The 516-nt window shown below is 39.7% G+C and carries 1 protein-coding gene; it reads left to right on the top strand.

Annotated elements, in window-relative coordinates; translation table 11 throughout:
- Nucleotides 1-333: Fur family transcriptional regulator (locus D1841_RS18520; protein ID WP_166554419.1), on the top strand; the 333-nt coding region annotated here is incomplete at its 5' end.
- Between the last annotated feature and the right edge of the window lie 183 nt (nucleotides 334-516).

The following is a 516-nucleotide window of genomic DNA, read 5'->3' as shown; positions in this document are numbered from 1 at the left end:
CAGTCGGAAAATCATCCGGTTAACGTAACGACTATTTATCGTTATCTGGAAAAATTAGAAGCTGACGGAAATTTAATCAAATATATGCCTCAGGCGAATGGCGAGAGTACAAAGGCGACCTATCAATATGTAGAACGGACTCACAAATGCGATGAGCATTTACATCTGAAGTGTGTGGCATGTGGTGTTGTTGAGCATCTGGACTGTCACTTTATGGAAGAGATTGCGAGCCATGTTGCAAAGGATCACGGATTTCAGTTGCAATGTAAAAATTCTGTGATTTACGGCTTTTGTGCAGGATGCCGCAGAGAAAAAGCGGTCATAGAAAAGTAAATAGGACTAAAGTTTGATTGACTTCTACAGATTAGATATGATAAATTCTGATTGTGGACAAACGATCCATATAGTATTATGTTATAGGTTGGAATATAGCCTGTGCACATTGCACAGGCTATATTCTTTGTTTTTGCAGGCGTTCTTTTATAAAGCGGTGCGATAGGATGGGACTTCGCCTAT

It is taken from the genome of Neglectibacter sp. X4, from assembly GCF_009917365.1.
Lineage (GTDB): Bacteria > Bacillota > Clostridia > Oscillospirales > Acutalibacteraceae > Acutalibacter.
This window is presented reverse-complemented; position numbering and strand designations above follow the sequence as displayed.